At 64.1% G+C, this 5,081-nt stretch carries 4 protein-coding genes; 1 reads left to right on the plus strand and 3 read right to left on the minus strand.

Features of this window, described 5'->3' with window-relative positions; all coding sequences use genetic code 11:
• Positions 1 to 123 precede the first annotated feature (123 nt).
• Positions 124 to 498 (plus strand): hypothetical protein, encoded by a 375-nt coding sequence (locus VEK15_06005; protein ID HXV60228.1) that lies wholly within the window; start codon positions 124 to 126, stop codon positions 496 to 498.
• A gap of 33 nt (positions 499 to 531) precedes the next feature.
• Here the strand turns inward: VEK15_06005 and VEK15_06010 are convergent, their stop codons facing one another.
• From VEK15_06010 to VEK15_06020, 3 genes are all read right to left on the minus strand, one after another.
• Entirely contained in the window at positions 532 to 3,675 is a 3,144-nt protein-coding gene (locus tag VEK15_06010) for an efflux RND transporter permease subunit (GenBank protein HXV60229.1), read from the minus strand.
• 18 nt (positions 3,676 to 3,693) lie between these two features.
• Entirely contained in the window at positions 3,694 to 4,605 is a 912-nt protein-coding gene (locus tag VEK15_06015) for an efflux RND transporter periplasmic adaptor subunit (GenBank protein ID HXV60230.1), read from the minus strand.
• A partial coding sequence (locus VEK15_06020) for a TolC family protein (protein ID HXV60231.1) occupies positions 4,602 to 5,081 on the minus strand: 480 nt, incomplete at its 5' end. The genes VEK15_06020 and VEK15_06015, both read right to left, overlap by 4 nt.

A 5,081-nucleotide genomic window follows, 5' to 3' on the forward strand; every position in this document is an offset into this window, starting at 1 on the left:
CGTCGAGAGACTGATTGCCACACATGGATGGGGTCGAGCCACGCCAGGCACAGGCGGCCAGAGCGGACCTGGTTGAAGCCGCCATTGCTCGAGAGGCGTAAGCTCGCTGCTGGCGTTGCGGGGGTGATATCAATCGCCTTCCTGTTCTATTACCTCGATGACGACGACGATCCCTTCGGCTACACACTCGAGGTCTTCGAGGAGCTGACTCGTCGGTCTACTCCATCGGGCGGGCTGGTGCTGAACGAATCGCTACCGCGGGTCGATCGATGGTTGGTTCAAATGGATTGGCAGCTCGAGACCGAGATGGAATGGGTGGAGTACTCGGAATGGTTACATCGCGAGCTGACGACAGACTTCGAGCTCCTGGACTGCTCGGAAGCAACTCTTCTCTATAGCCGCCGGCTGGAAGGCGATCGACACCGGATCGAGTTTCGAGTCTTGCGCACCGGACCCCCACTTCGGGTCGCGATTCGGCTCGTGACGTCCCCGGACTGAAGCTAAGTCCCGCAGAGTCCTTGGCCCGCCCGGTCAGACCTCGCGCCTGCGGTATTGGCGACCTGCGCCCGCGGGCGACGGCTCCGCCGACAGTCCCAGTCGGAACCATCCCTTGATTCGCGCCCAGACCCGCTCCCCGGACCAATCGTCGAAGATGCTGTAGGCGACGGGCGTCCCGATGAGGGTCAGGACCAACGCGAGCGTCTGCCCACCGATCACCACGCTTCCGATGGCGCGGTTGGTGCCGGCACCGGTTCCGCTCGAGAGGACGAGAGGAATCATCCCGGCGACGAAGGCGAACGTCGTCATCAGAATGGGGCGCAAGCGGTCGCGATTCGCCTGCAGGATCGCTTCCTCGCGCGGGACACCCTGCTCTCGCAAGCCGTTCATATGGTCGATCTGGAGGATGCCGTTCTTCTTGACGATGCCGAATAGGACGAGGATACCGAGAGCGGAGAAGATGTTGATCGACTGGTCGAGCCCCACGATCGACAGGAGGGCGAAGGGGACGGTGAGAGGCAACGCCAGCAGGATCGTGACCGGGTGAAGCCAGCTCTCGAACTGCGCCGCGAGGATGAGGTACATGAAGATGATGGAAAGCAGGAAGGCAACGGCGAAATTGCGCGCCGCCCGCCCCTGCTCGCGGGAACGACCGGTCAGGCCGTAAGAATAGCCCGGGGGCATGTTGAGATCCGCAGCCGCGCCGTTCAAGGCATCGATGACCGTCTGAGAAGAAGCCCCGGGGAGAATGCCGCTGGTGATGAGCACCTGCCGCCGGCGAGCGATCCGGTTGATGAGCGACGGTCCGGTTCCCTCCTCGAGAGAGACGACATCTTTGAGCTTGACGCGCCCGGCGGTGCGCGAGGGAACTTCCGCCTGGACGATGCCGGCGGCATCGCGCCGGTACCGCTCCTCGGCGCGCACGTGGACCTCGTATTGCTCTCCGTTCTCGTAATAGTCCGTGACCTCGAGGCCGCCCACGAGCACGTTCATCGTCGCGGCGATATCCTGTGCCTCGACACCCAGATCGGCGGCCTTTGCGCGGTCGATGCGGACTCCGAGCTCCGGATTCCCGACCACCAGGTTCGTGTCCGCGTCCACCACTCCCGGCTGAGCGCGAATGACTTCCAACAAGTTTGCCGCGTAGCTCGCGAGCTCGTCGAAGTCGGGCCCGCCCACCCAGAACTGGATCGGGGCGCTGCTCCCCGCACGAAATGGCGAGACCGCGCTCACCTGAGCTCGCAGCTCGAGTGCTGCGTATCGCGGAAGGATCTCGTCCCTTATCCGCGCCATGACCGCGAACTGGTCGCGCTCGCGCTCGCTGACCGGAAGAAGCTTCACATAGATGACACCGAGGTTGCGCGTGCGCTGGGGGTCGTCACCAATGGTGAGGAGTGTCGCAATGACCTCGGGATACTCTCGAATCCGGGACGCGATGGATTCCATGATCACCCCGGTGGTCTCGAGGCTCGAGCCCTCGGGTGCCCGCACGATGACCTCGAACTGGGACTCGTCGTCGTTGGGAATGAAGTTCTTGTCGGCGGTGACGAAGAGGGGAACGGTCGAGGCGAAGGTCAGGGTCATCACGATGACGACCGCCCATCGATGACGCATCGACCAGCGCAAAATCGCCATGTAGACCCGCTCCACCGGCGCGTAGAAGCGGGACTCCCGCGAGGACTTGCCGTGGGCGAGGTCCTCGACCCGGAGCCACCGGGCCGACATCATCGGGGTCAGGGTGAAAGCGACGAGAAGCGACACGGCGATGGCGAAGGCCATGGGCACGCCGAACGAGTTCATGAAACGGCCGACGATGCCTGCCATGAACGCCACGGGGAGAAAAACGGCGATGAGCGAAAGCGTCATGGCGATGACCGCGAGCCCCACCTCCCGCGTCCCCTCGACGGCAGCCTCCCGCGGCGAGAGCTTCTTCTCCTCCATGTAGCGGAAAATGATCTCGAGCACGATCACCGCGTCGTCGATGACGATTCCCACGGCGAGCGTCAGCGCCAGAAGCGTGATCACGTTCAGGGTGAAGCCCATCCACTCCATGGCGGCAAAGGTCGCGATTAGAGCGCTCGGAATCGAGACCGCCGCGATGATCGTGGGGCGGATCTTGCCGAGAAAGAGAAACACGATTCCCGCGGCGAAGAGCGAGCCGAGAATGAGGTGCTCTTGGACCGCATGCACCGCGCCGAGGATGTACTCGGATTGATCCCGAACCTGGTCGATCTTCCAGCCCGGCGGGAGCTGACCCCTTAGCTGCTCGATCCGTTCTTTCAGAAGCTCGACGACCTGGATGGTATTGGTGCCCGATTGCTTTCGCACCTGGAGCACGACCGCGGGCTCGCCGTCGAAGGTGGCGACGGTCTCGGGCTCCGCCATGCCGTCTTCGACGCGCGCGACGTCACCCACCCGAACCGGATAGCCGTTGCGGACGGCTACCGGGATGATTGCGAATTCCTCGGGTGAGGAGACCCGGCCATAGGTCCGGAGCGTCAGGTCGCGTGGCCCCTGCTCCACTTTTCCGCCGGGGAGCTGAACGTTCTGGCTCTGGAGCGCCCGAACGACCTCCGCGGCCGTGAGCCCGAGACCCGCCGCTTTGGAAGTATCCACGATGACGTTGATCTGCCTCGGTCGCCCCCCGACGATGCGCACCTGACCGACTCCGAGGGTCGACTCGATCTGTCTTCTGAGGGTCTTGTCGGCGAACTCGGTGATGTCACGTGCCGATGCCGGACCCGACAGAACGATGGAGAGAACGGGCGAGGCGTCGGGATCGATCTTCTCGATCAGCGGAGGATCGACGTCCGTCGGCAGCTCTCCGAGGACGCTGTTCACTCGATCCCGCACCTCCTGGGCGGCCACGTCGCCGTCTTTCTCGAGCACGAACTGAACCGTGACGACGGAGATGCCCTCCGAAGACACCGAGATGAGCTGATCGATGCCGCTGATGGTGTTCACCGCTTCCTCGATCTTGTCGGTGATCTCGGTCTCGATCTCTTCCGGCGCCGCTCCCACCAAACGGGTGGAGATGGTTACGAAGGGAAAGTCAACGTTGGGAAAACGATCGACCCCGAGCTCGGCGTAGGAGAACAGGCCCACCACGACGAGCGAGAGGATGAGAACGCTGGCGAATACCGGGCGCTTGACGCAGAGCTCGGCGAGCTTATGCACGCTGGACCTCCCGGAAGCTCACGAGATCTTCTCCTCGTCGAGATCGAGCTCGACCCGGGCGAAGAGCCCCGGCTTCAATCGCTCGTCCCGGTTCGGGATCTCGGCCTCGACCACGAAGCTTCTCGTCGCCGCGTCCACGGCGCGCACGACGTTGGTGACCCTTCCTTCGAAGATCTCCTCGGGGTAGGGATCCACGCGCGCCCGAACGATCTGACCGTGTTGCACCGAGGCGAGATATCGTTCGGGCAAACGAAACCGCACTCTCAAAGGCGAGACCTGGACGATGACGAAGGCAACCGTTGCTTCGCCGAGACGTTCACCCACATCGGTCCTCCGTTCGGCGACGATACCGTCGATGGGCGACACGAGGACGACGTCGTCGAGTCGTTGCTGGGCGAGGGCCCGAGAGGCTTCGGCTTCGGCGAGCGCCGCTTCGGCCTGGTCGAGCACCGCTTTGGTGCGATCGTAGAGCGCTTGGGAGACCGAGCCCTTCTCGAGCAGATCTTGCTTTCGCTCGAAGTCGCGCCGGGCCTCTTCGACCGCGGCTCGATTACGAGCCAGCGCGGCTTCGGCGCGGTCCCTCTCGAGGCGCAGGTAGTCGCTCTCGATCTCGAGAAGCGGCTGGCCCTTGCGCACCCGCGCGCCGTCGTCCACGAAGACTCTCCCCACCCGGCCAGGAAACTTGGCGGAGAGCTCGGATCGGACGGGCGAGACGAGCTCACCGGTTTCGACGAGGACCGACGAGGTCTCCGTTGGCATCGTTTCGGCGACTGCGGCGAGTCCTCGCTGAACGTCCTCGGGGAGCGGTGCGGGTGTGACATCCGCTTCCGCTTTCGCTGGCTCGAGGGGCTCGCTCTGCCTGCCACAGGCCGCGAGACAGGCCAGCGCGAAGACGAGGCCTGTCACGCACTCGATGCGATGCTTCGTCATGGTGTCGACTCCTGGCCCAGCGCGACCTCGCTCAACGAGCCGGCAGCATACCAGACCTCGATCTCGGCGGCGTAGACGAGGAGCCTTCCCGTGGCGACGGCGCGGCGAGCGTCGGCGAGCGCGGCCTCGGAAACCTGGAGGTCGAGCGACGTCAACTCCTGGTTGCGGTACAGCTCCGAGGTCTGAGCATACTCCGCCTCGGCGGTCCGGAGCTGCTCCTCGGCGAGAGACAGGTTCGTACGGCTTGCTTCCACGTCGAAAAGCGCGATCCTGATGTCTTCTCTCACGGTTCGCTGGATCTCCTCGAGGGCGAGAGCGGCTTGTTGCACCTGTTCCTTGGCAATGGCAACCCGGGCCCCCACTTCGCCACCCTGATAGATGGGAACGCTGACCCGGAGCGCGCCGAACCCGTAGGTATCGCGCGGGAAGGTCGTCTTCTGCCGGACGAATCCCGCGTCGGCGGTGACGATGGGAAA

This window comes from Vicinamibacteria bacterium (assembly GCA_035620555.1).
In the GTDB taxonomy this organism is placed as follows: Bacteria; Acidobacteriota; Vicinamibacteria; order Marinacidobacterales; family SMYC01; genus DASPGQ01.